Consider the following 15,253-nt stretch of genomic DNA (forward strand, 5'->3'; position numbering starts at 1 on the left):
GAAAGCCGATGCGAGCGCCTCATTCCACCCGATCAGAGTTCTGATCCACCAGCGAGGCGGGATATCAGCTCCTCCGTCAGCCGATCGGCGGTGTTCGGATCGGTGACGTCCATCAAGGGGATGTCGTGCCGGATTGCTGATTCGATGAAGGCGTCGTTCTCGCGAACGGACCGTTCCACGAACTTGTCTATGGCGGTTTTCGTCCGCTCCTCTTGCTGGACGTAGCGGCTTTCTCGTTCGATGCGTTCCCGCAGGGCCTGTGGCTCGATGTGAAGACAGATGGCCAAGGCGTCGCCGATCTCCCAGTCGAGGAGATAGTCGGGCCGGAGGGCTGCTCCCTCCAGGATGAAGCTTCCGCCTGCCTTGCGCAGGGCTGCTATCCTGGCCCGAATGATCGGCCGCATATTCTCGTGGTGGACCAGGAGAAACCAGTGAATGGCGTCGTCTGTCAGGCGCAGGTAGAATTCCGTGACCGGATCCGGCACGCCGGTCCAGGGACGACCCGGATGGCGTCCCAACTGGTCAGTTGAGGTCACGGACCATCCGATTGCCCCGCCGATGCGAGCGGCACAGGTCGATTTGCCGACATGGGAGGTGCCGAGCAGGAGCAGGGCAGGCGGTCTTGTCGTCATTGATGCGGTGTCGCATTTGATGGGCGCGATATCTTTATCTCGGGCTCGGCCGTCCCGCCTCCCACAATATCGAGAAGAGCCGGGCGGGAAAACCGCTCGACGATAAAATCCAGGAACACCCGAACCTTCGGTACGAGGTGGCGCTTCGACGGATAGATGGCGAAGATCGCCGTCTCCACCCCGGACCAGTCAGCCAGAGCCTGCTGCAGGCGGCCGCTGCGCAGGTCGTCTTCCACATAGGTGCGGGGAATGAGACTGAGACCGAAGCCGGCCAGCAGCGCCTCGCGCACCGCAACGCTCGATGTGACCTTGTAGCGTCCCTTGATCGGCACGCCGACGGTTTCCCCGTTCCTGGCGAAGGTCCAATGATTGACGTGACCCGACAGGCTGAATTGCACGCAATTATGCTGGCGCAGATCGTCCGGGACGGAAGGCAGGCCCGCCCGCGCGAAATAGGACGGAGCTGCGCAGACGATATGTGGAACGGCCATCAACTTGCGGGCGACCAGGCTAGAATCCTCCAGGATGTCGCTGCCGCGAATGGCGACGTCATAGCCTTCCCTGATGATGTCTATCCGGCGGTCGTCCATGTTGAGGTCCAGCGACAGGCCGGGATTGGCATCGAGGAAGGCCGGCAGGGCAGGCGTGAGATGGCGGAGCGCCATGGTCATGGGGGCGCTGACACGCAGGAGCCCGGTCGGTGCCAGCATGAGCGCACCGATGGAAGCGCCGGCATCGTCGATATCGTCGAGAATCTGACGCACGCGCTCATAATAGAGCGAACCCGCCTCGGTGAGGCTCATGCGGCGGGTGGTGCGGTTGAACAGGCGTACGGAAAGATGGGCCTCGAGCTCGCCGACATTCTTGCTGATCGCCGCCGGCGACAGCCCGAGGGCGCGAGCCGCCTCGGCGAAGCTGCCACGCTCGACCGCCTGGCGAAAAGCCTTGAAAGCCGTCAACTGGTCCATCGATTAAACACCATTGGTCGTGAATATCGTAATTTGATGGCATATTATCACTTGATGATGGAGGCATAAATTCACTGCATCGATCGCGGCATGCGATCCCGTTTCATGATGCAGGTACGCCATGACCTTTCTTGCCCAGATCCCCGTTGCCGAGGCCTCGCTGATCGAGGCTCATTGGAAATCGACGATCGAGAACCGGGTTTCGGCCAATCATTTCGATCCTTCGCATGTCCTGTCCGAGCTGGAGATCGGCGAACTGGTCAGGCTGGCGACGCTGGCTCCGTCCGCCTACAATCTGCAGAACTGGCGCTTCATCGCGGTGCGCGAGGCGCAAGCCAAGGCACGCCTGCGTGAAGCCGCCTATGGCCAGGCCAAGGTAAGCGAGGCGGCCGTCACCTTCATCGTCTGCGGCGCCTCGGCGGGCAGCGTCGATCTTGGCGCAAGGCTGCGTCCGTCGGTCGAGGCGGGCCTGATGCCGGCCGGCATGGCGGAAGGCTGGGTAGAAGCTGCGCGCCGGCAGTTCGCGGGCAACGCCCAGGCCGAGCGCGACGAGGCGCTCCGCTCCGCCAGCCTCGCAGCGGCCACGCTGATCCTGGCGGCGTCCGCTTCCGGCCTTGCCTCCGGACCGATGACGGGCTTCGACGCCGAGGCGGTCAGGAAAGAATTCAGCCTCCAGCCGGACGAGATTCCGGTGATGCTGGTCGCCGTCGGCCGGGCGGCTGGCGGCAACTGCCGCCAGAAGCCGAGGCGGCCCCTGGAAGAGGTGATGGTGCTGTCATGAGCAGTCTCAGTCAGGCCTCCCCGGGCGGCATCATGGGCTATGGTCGCTCTTTCGACGTGCTGCTTACGGCGATCGCGCCAACCGTGTGGGGCAGCACCTATATCGTCACCACGCAGCTTCTGCCTCAGGGCTATCCCATCACCGTGGCGATGCTGAGGGCGCTCCCCGCCGGCCTGCTGCTGCTGGCGCTGGTCCGCCAATTGCCGACGGGACTGTGGTGGTGGCGCGTCGTGCTCCTGGGAGCCCTGAATATCGCCTTCTTTCTGACCATGCTGTTCATCGCGGCCTATCGGCTGCCGGGCGGCGTGGCGGCCACCATCGGCGCCATCCAGCCCCTGATCGTGATCTTCCTGACCCGCGCCGTGTTGGGCACGCCGGTGCTGTTGGCGGCGATCGCAGCGGCACTGGCGGGCCTTGCCGGTGTCGCCTTGCTGCTCATTGCGCCGAGGAGCGTGGTGCTGGATCCCGTCGGCATCCTTGCGGGCCTTGCCGGGGCGGTCTCCCTGGCGCTGGGCACGGTGATGAGCCGGCGCTGGCAACCGCCGGTATCGACCCTGACCTTCACGGCCTGGCAACTGACGGCGGGCGGCGTTCTTCTGATACCGGTGGCGTTCTGGCTCGAGCCGCCCTTGCCGGCGCTCAGCCTGCAGAATATGGCCGGCTTTGCCTATCTCACTCTGATCGGTGCAGCGCTGACCTATATGCTCTGGTTTCGTGGCATCGCCCGTTTGGGGCCTTCGGCCGTGGCTTCCCTGAGTTTCCTCAGTCCTCTGACCGCCGTCGTGCTGGGCTGGGGCCTGCTCGGTCAGTCGCTCACCCTGCTGCAGCTTCTTGGCATGGCGGTGGTGATCGGCAGTGTCTGGCTGAGCCAGAAGGTCCAGGCTGGCCCTGCAAGGACGTGAGGGCTCCGGCTCTTATGCAGGTGTATAAGAATGGAAATGGCGGCCAATGGCCGCCATTCTTGTCGCCGGAAGCCTGCGTGCCGGTCAGGCCGGCACCGGCGCGTCCTCGCGCAGCAGGCCCTCGGCCTTGAGGTCGTCCCAGAGTGCCGCCGGGATCTTGGCCCCCATGATCTCGGCATTGCGGGTGACTTCCTGGGGCGACTGGCCGCCAGGAATGACGGAAACCACCTGGGAATGGCCGAGCGGGAATTTCAATGCGGCCTCGACCAGCTTGACGTGATGGGAGGCGCAGACCTGCTCGATCCGGGCGACGCGGTCGAGGATCGCGGGGGGCGCCGGATCGTAATTGTAGAATGCGCCGGGGCGCGGGCCTGTTGCCAGGATACCGGAATTGTAGGGGCCACCCAGCACGATGCCGATCTTCTTTTCCGCGCAATAGGGCAGGAAGCTGGTGAGGGCATCCTGTTCGAGCAGGGTGTAGCGGCCGGCGAGCAGGAAGACGTCGAAATCGCCGGCGCGGGCCAGGGTCTCGGCCACCTGCCATTCATTGATGCCGGCGCCGATCGCCTTGACCGTGCCTTCGCGGCGCAACTGCTCGAGCGCGCGATAGCCGCCCTCCATCAGCTCCTTGATGCGCTGGTCGGAAGCCTCCTTCGAACCGTGGGTGAAGATGTCGACGTCATGGGCAAACAGCACGTCGATGGAGTCGATGCCGAGGCGCTCGAGCGAGAATTCCACCGAGCGCATTACCCCGTCATAGGAATAGTCGTAGACCTCTCGGCGGGACGGGGTGTCGAAGAACTTGCCGATGCCGGTACGCTGATCCGGCGGTACGACCTTGAGCAGACGCCCGATCTTGGTGGAGAGCACGTAGTCCTCGCGCTTGCGCCGACGCAGCAGGGGATTGAGGCGCGTTTCGGCGAGGCCGAGCCCGTAGAGCGGCGCAGTGTCGAAATAGCGGATGCCGGCGTCCCAGGCCGCGTTGACGGTGAGGGCGGCAACGTCCTCGTCGAGAGCGCGGTAGAGATTGCCGAGCGGCGCGGTGCCGAAGCCGAGCTCGGTGAAGGGGATTACCGCGCCGGAACGGCTGATATGCTTGCGGATGGCGAATTTGCTGTCGGGCGATTTGTTGGTCATGGCCTCTCTCTTCACAGATCTTCGAACAAAGTGGGGTTTTCGGCGGCAAAGGCCACCAGTTCCGTGATGACGGAATCGAGATGCGCCTCCATCGCGCTGGCCGCGGCATCGGCGTCCCCGGCCCGCAGGGCCGTGACGATGGTCTGGTGATCGACCAAAGTGAGGGCTATGTGCCGGGGCGAGGAGAGCAGGCGGCGGACGCGATCGAGATTGGCCCGGGCCGCCTCGACGGCTGCCTTGACGCGGGCGAAGCCGAGAGCGTCGAGCAGAGTGAGGTGGAATTCGAGGTCGAGTAGGTGAAAGCCACGACGGTCGCCGGCTTCGGCCGCCGCCTCTTGGTAGCGCAGATTGCGTTCCAGGCTTTGGAGGAAGGCACCCCCGTCATCCCCGGCGAGTGAGGCACGAGCTTTGCTCGCGGCCACGAGGGAAAGGGATCCAGGGGCCGAGGATGTAGCCGCTGGTTCCTGGATCCCCTTCCCGAGGCCTTCAGCCTCGCCGGGGATGACAGGGTTCGAGTTCGTCATTCCGTATCTTTGAGCGAGCGTCCGTACCGCCTGCGATTCCAGCGCGCGGCGGATGAACATGCTCTGGCGCACTTCGGCGAGGCGGATACGCGAGACGCGAGTGCCGCGTTGCGGCAGGATCTCCACCAGGCCTTCGCCCTGCAGGCGGGCCAGGGCCTCGGAGACGGGAAAACGCGATACGCCCAGCCTTTCGCAGAGGGCTGATTTGTCGATGTCCTCACCCGGCGCGAGCTCGAAACCGATGATGGCTTCCCTCAAGACCGCCAGCACGCGCTCCGTCGTGCCGCCGCGGCCCGTCAGGCCAAGCGGCTCAAGGAAGGCATAAGAAGCTTTGACGGCAACCTCTGACATGCTAACATGTTAGCAATGGCCGTTGCCCTTGCCTAGAGCAAAACGCTTTGGCGCTTTTCAACTGGATGTCGTCATGCAGATCGTTCCCAAAACCGCCCGGACCTTGCGCCTCAATGCCAAGGACAATGTGCTCGTCGCCATCGACGTGATCGAGCCCGGGGCTGATGTCGAGGGTGTGGCGGCGCTGCAGCGCGTGCCGAAGGGGCACAAGATCGCCGTCGCGCCGATCGGCGAGGGCGAGCCGATCGTCAAGTTCGGCCAGATCATCGGCTTCGCCTCGCAGGCCATCGTGCCGGGCTCCCACGTCCATTCGCATAATTGCGAGTTCCATGCCTTCGAACGCGACTATGCCTTTGCCGAGGATGCCCGGCAGGAGGCCATCCTGCCGCTCGACAGCCAAGCGACCTTCCAGGGCTATCGCCGCCCCAACGGCAAGGCAGGCACGCGCAATTATGTCGCCATCCTTACCAGCGTGAACTGCTCGGCTTCGGTGGCCCGCTTCATGGCGGATGCCTTCAACCAGTCCGGCATGCTGGCCGACTATCCCAACATCGACGGCGTGGTGCCCTTCGTGCACGGCACCGGCTGCGGCATGGCCGACAAGGGCGAGGGCTTCGAGATCATGAAGCGCACGCAATGGGGCTATGCCTCCAACCCCAACATCGCAGCCGTGCTGCTGGTGGGACTGGGCTGCGAGGTCTTCCAGATCGGCCGGATGAAGAGCGAATACGGCATCGTCGAGGGCGACCATTTTCAGACCATGACGATCCAGGATACCGGCGGCACCCGCAAGACCATCGAGCAAGGCATGGAGCGCATCAAGGCGATGCTGCCGCTCGCCAACCAGGCCAGGCGCGAGACGATCCCCGCTTCCGAGTTGATCCTGGCGCTGCAATGCGGCGGTTCCGACGGCTATTCCGGTATTTCAGCCAATCCCGCCCTCGGCGCTGCCGCCGATATGCTAGTGCACCATGGCGGCACGGCCATCCTGTCGGAAACGCCGGAAATCTACGGCGCCGAGCACCTGCTCACCCGCCGCGCCGCCAGCCGCGAAGTCGGCGAGAAGCTGGTCGAGCGTATCAAGTGGTGGGAAGAGTATACGGCCAAGAACAACGGCTCGATGGACAACAACCCGTCCCCCGGCAACAAGGCCGGCGGCCTGACCACCATTCTGGAAAAGTCGCTCGGTGCGGCTGCCAAGGGCGGCACGACGACGCTCACCGCCGTCTATGAATATGCCGAGCCGGTGAAGGAAAAGGGTTTCGTCTTCATGGACACGCCCGGCTACGATCCGGTCTCGGCCACCGGCCAGGTCGCCGGCGGTGCCAACGTCCTGTGCTTCACCACCGGCCGCGGCTCGGCCTATGGCTGCAAGCCGACGCCGTCGATCAAGCTCGCCACCAATTCCGATATCTATCGCCGCATGCAGGACGACATGGACATCAATTGCGGCGACGTGCTGGAGGGTGTCTCGATCGAGGACAAGGGCAAGGAGATCTTCGACAAGATCCTGGCCGTCGCCTCGGGCGAGAAGTCGAAATCGGAAGAACTCGGCTACGGCTCCAACGAGTTCGTGCCCTGGCAGGTCGGCGCGACGATGTAGTTTCGGGATCGGCCCGGATTGTACGCCACTTGTGATTGCCGGGCTTGACCCGGCAATCGAGCTTGGATCTTCGCGTTGCACGGGCGGCTTCTGGATAGCCGGGTCAAGCCCGGCTATGACAAATGCAGAGCCCTATTCTGCTTTGAGACATCCGCCATGCCCTTCATCTCCCACAATGGTCATCGCACCCATTATCAGACAGTCGGTGCGGGTCCTCCCGTCATATTGCTGCATGGGCATTTGCTGAGTTCCCGATGCTGGCTCGACGGCGGCTTCGCCGAAGCGTTCCTGGCCGATCACACGGTGGTGCTGGTGGATGCGCTCGGCCATGGCCAGAGCGATAAGCCGGCTGATCCGGCCGCCTACGGTCTGGAGGACCAGGCTCGCAAAGTGGTGGTCGTGATGGATGCCCTCGGCATCGAGCGCGCCGACGTCATCGGCCATTCGATGGGAGCATGGACCGCGGCCGGCATGGCGAGGTACTGCCCCGATCGCCTGCAATCCCTGACGCTCGGTGGCTGGGACCCGGTAAAGGGCGTCTCGGCGGCTTTTCCGCCGGGTTTCGAAGGGCCATTGCATTTCGAGCAGGCGTTCGAACTGGCGCGGGCCTTCGTGCCGCATCTGGTTTCCTGGGTGACGCCCGCCGACGAGCCGGGCCTGCATGCGAGCTGGGATGCGCTCGCCGAAATGGACGGCCTGGCGGAAGCCTTGCTGTCCGGCCAGGCACCGGTGCTGATGTGGTGCGGACGCGACGACATCCGCGGGCGCCATATGAAGGTCTTCGCCGAGCGCCATGGCATTGAGCTGATCTGGACCGCGGGCAATCACAACAGCGTCGTCTACGAACACGCGCCGGAGGGGGCGCGAGCCATCAGGGCTTGGCTCAGGCCGGAGGGTTAGGACGCCCGCCGCTTTTCCGGCACCGCGAGGAAAGCCATCAGGGCAAGCGCCGCGATGATCGCCGCGGCGAAGAAGGGCGCGCCGGGCAGTTCGATCACCGCTTCCTTGCCGGCGAACAGGCCGAAAAGCTGGGTCGCCATGGCCGGGCTCAGAATGGCGGTGATGCCCATCAGGCCGGAAATCGCGCCTTGCAACTCGCCCTGCGCATCGTCGTCGACCTGATGCGACATCATCGCGTTGATGGCAGGCATGGCGATGCCGGCGAGGCTGGAAAAGCCGAGCAGTGCGTAGATCATCCAGCCCTTGCTGGCCAGCCCATAGGCAACCAGCACGATCGCCTCGAGCGCCAGACAGATGGCAGCGGTCCGCCATTCGCCGAGGAGCCGGATGATGGCGCCGACCAGGCCGCCCTGCACGATGCCGGTGATCACGCCGAAGGCCGCCAGCGACAGGCCGACATCGAACTCGCTCCAGCCGTAGCGGTAGATCGTGTAGTAGGCCCAGATGGCGGGGTAGACATTGTTGGCCAGGAAATGCAGGAAAAGCACCAACCCGGCGCCGAGCAGGAAGGGATGGTGGCGAAAAGCGATCAGCGTGCCGAGCGGGTTGGCGCGGGACAAAACAAAGGGGCGGCGCTTTGCGGGCGGCAATGTCTCCGGCAGCACGAAATAGCCATAGACGAGATTGGCGATCGACAGCGCCGCGGCAGCGAAGAAGGGCGCGCGCGGGCCCAGCCCGGCGAGCAGGCCTCCCAGTGCCGGACCCAGCGCGAAGCCGACGCCGAAGGCCGCGCCGATCATGCCGAAGGCCTTGGCGCGATCCTCAGGCTTGGTGATATCCGCGATGAAGGCATTCGCCGCGCTGTAGGAAGCCCCGCAAATGCCGGCGATCAGCCGCCCGAGGAAGAGCCAGGCGATGGTCGGGGCGAAAGCGGTGAGCAGATAGTCGATGCCGAGGCCGCCGATCGAGAGCAGCAGGATCGGTCTGCGCCCATGCGCATCGGAGAGGTTGCCGAGGATCGGGCCGAACAGGAACTGCATGGCCGAATAGGCCACGAACAGCCAGCCGCCGATCACCGAGGCCCGGGCGATATCGACATGAGCGACGCCTTCGATCAGGCGCGGCAGCACGGGAATGATGATGCCGAGGCCGATCATGTCGATCAGTACGGTGACCAGCACGAAGGTGAGGGCGTGGGGACTGGTCTTCGATTCCGTCATGGACCACCCTATCTGAGAACCAGATCCTCCGCAGATTGCCCTTCTAGCCGGCCCCGGCCGCGCCGCGCAATCGGCGACACCGGGAGCCGCAGGATTGGTTCTCACTTGGCGCAATCGCGCAACAATCGTAGAGAGGGCGCGATTGTGTCTGTTTGCCCGCTGCGGCGAGGCTTGGAATGAAGGAATAGGGGATGTCGACGGATTGGAGCGGAGATCTGACCACGGTGATCCCGCCGGAACACCCGCTGCGCGGGCGCGTGGTGCCGCCGGGCTCCAAGTCGATCACCAACCGCGCCTTGCTGGTGGCGGCGCTGGCCAAGGGAACCAGCCGCCTGACCGGTGCGCTCAAGAGCGACGACACCCGTTACATGGCCGAGGCGCTGCAGGCGATGGGCGTGACCATCGAGGAGCCCGACGCGACCAGTTTCACCGTCATCAGTTCCGGCCGCCTGACGAAACCGTCGGCGCCGCTCTTCCTCGGCAATGCCGGAACGGCCACCCGTTTCCTGGCCGCCGCGGCCGCCCTGGTCGATGGTGACGTCGTGGTGGATGGCGATGCCCATATGCGCAAGCGCCCGATCGCGCCGCTGGTTACGGCACTCGGAGCGCTTGGCATCGCGGCCGAGGCGGCGACGGGTTGTCCGCCGGTCACCGTGCATGGCAAGGGCAGTTTCGGGGCAGGGCGGGTCGAGATCGATGCGGGCCTATCCAGCCAATATGTGTCGGCCCTGCTGATGGCGGCCGCCTGCGGCAAGGAACCTGTCGACATCGTGCTGGCGGGTGGTAAGGAGGGCGAGGAAATCGGCGCCCGCGGCTATATCGACCTGACTCTTGCCACCATGCGGGCTTTCGGCGCGGAGATCGAACGGCCGGATGCCCGGACCTGGCGCGTGGCGCCGACGGGCTATCGCGCCACCGACTATCTGATCGAGCCGGATGCCTCAGCCGCGACCTATCTGTGGGCGGCAGAGGTGTTGACGGGAGGCGCCATCGATCTTGGCGTGCCGGCCGATGCCTTCACCCAGCCGGATGCCAAGGCCCATGCCCTGATCGCGGCCTTTCCGCATCTGCCGCCGGTGATCGACGGCTCGCAGATGCAGGATGCGGTGCCGACGCTGGCCGTCCTGGCTGCCTTCAACCAGACGCCGGTGCGCTTCACCGGCATCGCCAATCTACGCGTCAAGGAATGCGACCGGGTGGCGGCGCTGGCCGACGGCCTGACCCGCATCCGTCCCGATCTCGCCCGCGAGGAGGGCGACGATCTGATCGTTGCTTCCGATCCAGGCCTCGCAGGCCAGACCCTGCCGGCGTCGATCGACAGCTATGCCGATCATCGCATCGCCATGAGCTTTGCCCTGGCGGGGTTGAAGATCCACGGCATTTCCATCCAGGACCCCGGCTGCGTCGCCAAGACCTATCCCGGCTACTGGCAGGCGCTGGCCTCGCTCGGGGTACAACTGGAAGAAAGCGGCGCGTGAAAGCGGGCTGACAGGCGGGGGACAGAGGCATGACGGCAATGGCTTCCCCCGTGGTCAAACCCGGTATCGTCTGGTTTCGCGACGATCTGCGCCTGCGCGACAATCCGGCCTTGCATGCCGCCTGCCAGGCCGGCGCTCCCGTCCTCTGCCTTTATATCCATGAACCCGCCGGTGCAGGACGGCGCCAACCGGAGGGCGCGGCCCTGTGGTGGCTGCACGGCTCTCTCGCGGCGCTCGATGCCGCCTTGCGCGAAAGAGGCGGCCGGCTGCATGTGCTCGCCGGCGTGGCCGAGGACGTCATGAATACGGTCGTAGACAAGGTATCGGCCGGTGCCGTCTATTGGAACAGGCGCTATGATCCCGCCGGCCGGGATATCGACACGGGGATCAAGGCGAGGCTGCGGGATCGCGGCATCGAGGCGCATAGCTTCAATGGCTCGCTCCTGCGGGAACCCTGGACGATTTCATCCCAATCAGGTGCACCCTATCGCGTCTTCGGAGCCTTTTGGCGGGCTTTCCAGCAGGGCGCCGTCGAGCCGCCCTTGCCAGCACCCGCCGAACTCAGCTTTGCACCGCTTCCGCAAGAAATTGAGCGGCGCCTGGCCTATCCATTCGGTCTCGAACCCGATCCCCAGCGTCCCGATTGGGCGGCGGCGATGCGCGCCGACTGGACACGCGGGGAGGAGGCGGGCCTTGCCTGCCTCCAGGATTTCCTCGACGAGGATCTCGCCGGCTATGTCGACAATCGCGATCGTCTCGACGGGCGGACCACGTCGCGGCTTTCCCCCTACCTGCACGCCGGCAATGTATCCGCGCGGCAACTTTGGCATGCCCTCTCGGCGCGGCAGCATGGCGGCATGACGGCCGGGGACCGCGATGTCGAGAAGTTCCGCTCGGAACTCGGCTGGCGCGAGTTTTCCTATTCCCTGCTTTATCACTGTCCGCCCTTGCATGAGCGCAACCTGCAGCCGGATTTCGACGCCATGCCCTGGCGCCGAAGCCAGCAGGATCTCGTTGCCTGGAAGCAGGGCATGACAGGCTATCCTGTCGTCGACGCGGCCATGCGCCAGTTGTGGGCCACGGGGTGGATGCACAATCGCGCCCGCATGATCGTGGCCTCCTTCCTGGTCAAGCATCTGCTGATCGACTGGCGCGAGGGGGAGCGCTGGTTCTGGGATACCCTGGTCGATGCCGATCCGGCCAATAATCCGGCGAGCTGGCAATGGGTCGCCGGGTCGGGTGCCGATGCCGCGCCCTATTTCCGCATCTTCAATCCGGTGACACAGGGCGAGAAATTCGATCCGGAGGGAGTTTTCGTGAAGACTTGGCTGCCGGAGCTCGAGCGCCTGGCCGCTCCCTTCGTTCATCGGCCTTGGACCGCCTCGTCCGCACAGCTCGATGCGGCTGGCATCCGCCTCGGCAAGACCTATCCTCTTCCGATCGTCGATCACAAGATCGCTCGCGAAAGGGCGCTGGCGGCATGGCGCTCGCTGCGTGGATGATGTGCTGCGACGAAGAATAGGTGTTTTGTTTGTTAGCTGGCACTGCCCCTCACCCTTACCCTCTCCCCGTAAAAACGGGGCGAGGGGACTTCGATGGCCCGTTTGAATGGAAATGGTCTCATCTCGCCCAACCGAAGAGCCAGATGAGATCCTTGGTGATAAATCGCAACGCTTGTGCCCCCTCGCCCCGTTCTTACGGGGAGAGGGTAAGGGTGAGGGGCTGCGCTGTGATATCGAAGTAATCATTCAATCTGCGGCCATCTTTGAGATGTCACGGCGAAGGCCGGCATGCGGCCTGCAGCGACGTCGCAGCCCCTACCGCGGCAACGGTTCTGCCGCTAGGTTGAGGCCGCTGAGTCTGAAGGGGGGAGCCATGGCGGAGTTGAACAGCGCGGTCGCACTGGCCGAGGCGATCAGGAACGGCAAGGCGTCCGCGCTTGAAGCCGTCGAAGCGAGCCTGGCACGGTCGACCCTGGCGCAGCCGCGGATCAATTGCTTCACCGAGACCTATGCCGAAGAGGCGCGCGAGCAGGCCGCCCGCATCGACGCGTTGCCTCTTGCCGAGCGGGCAGGACTGGCCTTATGCGGCGTGCCGATCGGCATCAAGGATTTCACCCCGATCGCCGGCAAGCTGACGACCTTCGGCTCGAAGGTCTTCCGCGACCATGTCGCCGAGCACGATCCGGTGATCGTGCGCCGGCTGAAGGCGGCCGGCGCCGTGATCGTCGGTCATACCACCACGCCGGAATTCGCCTATTCCGGCAATACCCAGAGCCCCCTGTGGGGCATCACCCGCAATCCCTGGAATACCGAATTCAGTGCAGGCGGCTCGTCTGGCGGTTCGGGGGCGGCGGTCGCTGCCGGTTGCGTGATGCTGGCCGAAGGCACCGACATGGGCGGTTCTGTGCGCATTCCCGCTTCACTCTGCGGCGTGGTCGGGCTGAAGCCGAGTTTCGGCCGTATCCCGATGGACATCCTGCGCACGCAATATGACACGCTTGCCCATTTCGGGCCGCTGGCGCGCTGTGTCGACGACGCGGCCCTGTTCCTTGCCGTCAGCGAGGGACCCGACGATGCGGATGCCCTCTCGCTGCCGGCCCTGCCGCCGGCTTTCCCCGTCGCATCGGCGCCGGCCCGGCCGCGTCTTGCCGTTTCGCTCGATCTCGATACCCATGCGATCTCCGACGAGGTCGCCGATCTGTTCCACCGGCTCGTCGACGATCTTGCCAAGGCTGGCGCGGAGATCACCTGGGTGAAGACCCCATTCAGCGTGCAGTCGGTGCTCGATTGGGAGGATCTGTGGGCCTATTGCTTTGCGGGCGATGTCGGCCATCTCCTCGAACAGCATCGCGGCGACCTCGACCCGAACGTGGTCGCGCTGATCGAGGCCGGTCGCAAGCTTGATGCGGTCAAGCTGCGCGCCATTGAGCACCGACGTACCGCCCTGTGGCGGGCTTTTGCCGATGTGCTCAAGGGCTACGATGCCCTGCTGTGCCCCACCACCTGCACGACCGCGCCCTTTGCCGATCCTGCCCGGCGCGAGCGTGACGAAATCCTGCCCGACGGCCGTTTCAAGTCGGTCGACATGACCGGCCATTTCAACCTGACCAGTTCATGCCCCGTCATTTCCGTGCCGATGGGCCTCGGCGCCAGCGGCATGCCGGCCGGCGTGCAGATCGTCGGCCATCGCCATGACGATCGCGGCGTGCTGGCCCTGGCCAAATGGGTCGAAGGGCTCAGGCCTCCCGCCTTCCCGTCCGCCGCCTGACGCGCTCCAGAACACATTCTTCAAGAAAGCCCAGCAAGCCATCATGTGGACACCTCTGTCAGATCTTCCCACTCACAATCCGCCCAAGCCGCTCTATGGCGTGCGCGTGCTCGAACTCGCCCGCATCCTGGCGGGGCCGTGGGCCGGACAGCTTCTGGCCGATCTCGGCGCCGAAGTCATCAAGGTGGAGCGGCCGGGGCAGGGCGACGATACCCGCACCTGGGGGCCGCCCTTCATCACCACGGAGGATGGCGAGAATCTTGGCGCTGCCTATTTCCATTCCTGCAATCGGGGAAAGCGCTCGGTTGCGCTCAATTTCGAGACGGCCGAAGGGGCCGACCAGGTCCGTGCTCTGGTGCGAGAGGCCGATGTCGTGCTCGAGAATTTCAAGGTCGGCGGCCTGAAGAAATATGGCCTCGACCATGAAAGCCTGAAGGCGATCAATCCCCGTGTGGTGACATGCTCGGTCACGGGATTTGGACAGGACGGTCCATATTCCGCCAGGGCAGGCTATGACTTCATGATCCAGGGCATGGGCGGCATCATGGACCTCACCGGCGATCCCCAGGGCGAACCGCAGAAGATCGGCGTCGCCTTTGCGGACGTCTTTACCGGGGTCTATGCCGTGGTCGGCGTGCAGGCGGCCTTGCGGCGGCGCGAGATGACCGGGCTCGGCGGACATGTCGACATGTCGCTGTTCGACGTGCAGCTCGCCGTGCTCGCCAACCAGGCGATGAACTATCTCGCTTCCGGCAAGAGCCCGACGCGTATGGGCAATGCCCATCCCAACATCGTGCCCTATCAGGTGTTTCCCGTCAGCGACGGACACATCATCATCGCCTGCGGCAATGACAGCCAGTTCGTCAAGCTTTGCGGCGTGCTCAACATCCAGGACCTCTCCGCGCATCCCGACTACCTCACCAACAAGGACCGGGTGCGCAACCGAGACGCCCTGGCGGCCCTGATCGCCGGATTGACCGGACGGCGGACCAGGGCGGATCTGCTGGCGTCCCTGGAAAAGGTCGGTGTGCCGGCCGGACCGATCAATTCGGTCGCCGACGCCCTGCACGATGTCCAGGCCACCCATCGCGGCATGATCGTCGACCTGCCGCATCCGGGCGTGAAGGGCGGCTCCATCCCCTCCGTGCGCACGCCCATCCTGATCGACGGTGAGCCGATGGTGGCGCGGACGGCGAGCCCGGACCTGCCGAAGGCGTGAGGCCCCTTCTGGGATCGCAGGCGTCCTCGCCTGCCTCTTTTTTCCATAGAAGGAACGCTGCCAAGAGCAGGCGGAGACGCCTGCGATCCCAGAAAAAAGGCCGCCATGCGGCGGCCTTCCTTCATGTCATTGGCCAAAATTACTTCTGGTCCCCGTTCGTGTCTTCAGGCGTAGACCTTGAAGCGGTCATTGTCGTTCATGAAGCTCTTCTCGGGGAAGGGCTGCTCATTGGAGCCGAAGGGCATCTGGGCGCGCAGCTTCCAGGACT

The 15,253-nt window shown here is 64.8% G+C and carries 13 protein-coding genes and 1 pseudogene; 8 read left to right on the forward strand and 6 right to left on the reverse strand.

Translation table 11 applies throughout. The features are described from left to right. Nucleotides 1–32: 32 nt before the first annotated feature. Both BA190_RS17055 and BA190_RS17060 read right to left on the reverse strand, forming a co-directional pair. Nucleotides 33–632 (reverse strand): hypothetical protein, encoded by a 600-nt coding sequence (locus BA190_RS17055; RefSeq protein ID WP_068289943.1) that lies wholly within the window; start codon nt 630–632, stop codon nt 33–35. Next, nucleotides 629–1,600, reverse strand: a complete 972-nt coding sequence (locus BA190_RS17060) for a LysR family transcriptional regulator (protein ID WP_068289944.1) — start codon at nt 1,598–1,600, stop codon at nt 629–631. The genes BA190_RS17055 and BA190_RS17060 overlap by 4 nt, the downstream gene beginning before the upstream one ends. 121 nt (nt 1,601–1,721) lie before the next feature. Here BA190_RS17060 and BA190_RS17065 point away from each other — a divergent pair, with 121 nt between their 5' ends. Both BA190_RS17065 and BA190_RS17070 read left to right on the forward strand, forming a co-directional pair. Then, on the forward strand, nt 1,722–2,381 hold the full coding sequence (locus BA190_RS17065; RefSeq protein WP_082979805.1) for a nitroreductase family protein: 660 nt from the start codon (nt 1,722–1,724) through the stop codon (nt 2,379–2,381). Beyond that, entirely contained in the window at nt 2,378–3,283 is a 906-nt protein-coding gene (locus BA190_RS17070; protein ID WP_245314772.1) for an EamA family transporter, read from the forward strand. The genes BA190_RS17065 and BA190_RS17070 overlap by 4 nt, the downstream gene beginning before the upstream one ends. 84 nt (nt 3,284–3,367) lie before the next feature. Here the strand turns inward: BA190_RS17070 and BA190_RS17075 are convergent, their stop codons facing one another. Together BA190_RS17075 and BA190_RS17080 are read right to left on the reverse strand one after the other, a co-directional pair. Beyond that, the gene (locus tag BA190_RS17075; RefSeq protein ID WP_068289945.1) at nt 3,368–4,420 is read right to left on the reverse strand and encodes an aldo/keto reductase; all 1,053 of its coding nucleotides are present in this window, start codon (nt 4,418–4,420) and stop codon (nt 3,368–3,370) included. 11 nt (nt 4,421–4,431) lie between these two features. Further along, nucleotides 4,432–5,295: a GntR family transcriptional regulator gene (locus tag BA190_RS17080; RefSeq protein ID WP_068289946.1), complete on the reverse strand. Its 864-nt coding sequence runs from the start codon at nt 5,293–5,295 to the stop codon at nt 4,432–4,434. A 73-nt stretch (nt 5,296–5,368) separates the two neighbouring features. Between BA190_RS17080 and BA190_RS17085 the strand changes: the two genes are divergently transcribed. Beyond that, complete coding sequence (locus BA190_RS17085; protein ID WP_068289953.1) at nt 5,369–6,898, forward strand: UxaA family hydrolase; 1,530 nt, start codon at nt 5,369–5,371, stop codon at nt 6,896–6,898. Between the two features lie 156 nt (nt 6,899–7,054). Further along, entirely contained in the window at nt 7,055–7,798 is a 744-nt protein-coding gene (locus BA190_RS17090) for an alpha/beta fold hydrolase (RefSeq protein WP_068289963.1), read from the forward strand. Here BA190_RS17090 and BA190_RS17095 read toward each other — a convergent pair. Next, entirely contained in the window at nt 7,795–9,018 is a 1,224-nt protein-coding gene (locus BA190_RS17095; protein WP_068289966.1) for a TCR/Tet family MFS transporter, read from the reverse strand. The two genes, BA190_RS17090 and BA190_RS17095, sit on opposite strands and share 4 nt — an antisense overlap. Before the next feature lie 191 nt (nt 9,019–9,209). Here BA190_RS17095 and BA190_RS17100 point away from each other — a divergent pair, with 191 nt between their 5' ends. The 4 genes from BA190_RS17100 (at nt 9,210) to BA190_RS17115 (ending at nt 14,985) form a co-directional block, all read left to right on the forward strand. Further along, nucleotides 9,210–10,496, forward strand: a complete 1,287-nt coding sequence (locus tag BA190_RS17100; RefSeq protein WP_068289967.1) for a 3-phosphoshikimate 1-carboxyvinyltransferase — start codon at nt 9,210–9,212, stop codon at nt 10,494–10,496. Between the two features lie 29 nt (nt 10,497–10,525). Further along, entirely contained in the window at nt 10,526–11,998 is a 1,473-nt protein-coding gene (locus tag BA190_RS17105; RefSeq protein WP_068289970.1) for a deoxyribodipyrimidine photo-lyase, read from the forward strand. Nucleotides 11,999–12,371: 373 nt separating this feature from the next. Continuing rightward, nucleotides 12,372–13,766, forward strand: coding sequence for an amidase (locus BA190_RS17110; RefSeq protein WP_068289975.1), 1,395 nt, complete (start codon nt 12,372–12,374; stop codon nt 13,764–13,766). A gap of 43 nt (nt 13,767–13,809) precedes the next feature. Beyond that, entirely contained in the window at nt 13,810–14,985 is a 1,176-nt protein-coding gene (locus BA190_RS17115) for a CaiB/BaiF CoA-transferase family protein (protein ID WP_068289976.1), read from the forward strand. Nucleotides 14,986–15,149: 164 nt separating this feature from the next. On the opposite strand, the pseudogene BA190_RS35300 reads toward BA190_RS17115, so the two are convergent. After that, nucleotides 15,150–15,253, reverse strand: a pseudogene (locus tag BA190_RS35300) (nitroreductase family protein); the annotation flags it as partial.

It is taken from the genome of Labrys sp. WJW (assembly GCF_001676615.1).
Lineage (GTDB): Bacteria > Pseudomonadota > Alphaproteobacteria > Rhizobiales > Labraceae > Labrys > Labrys sedimenti.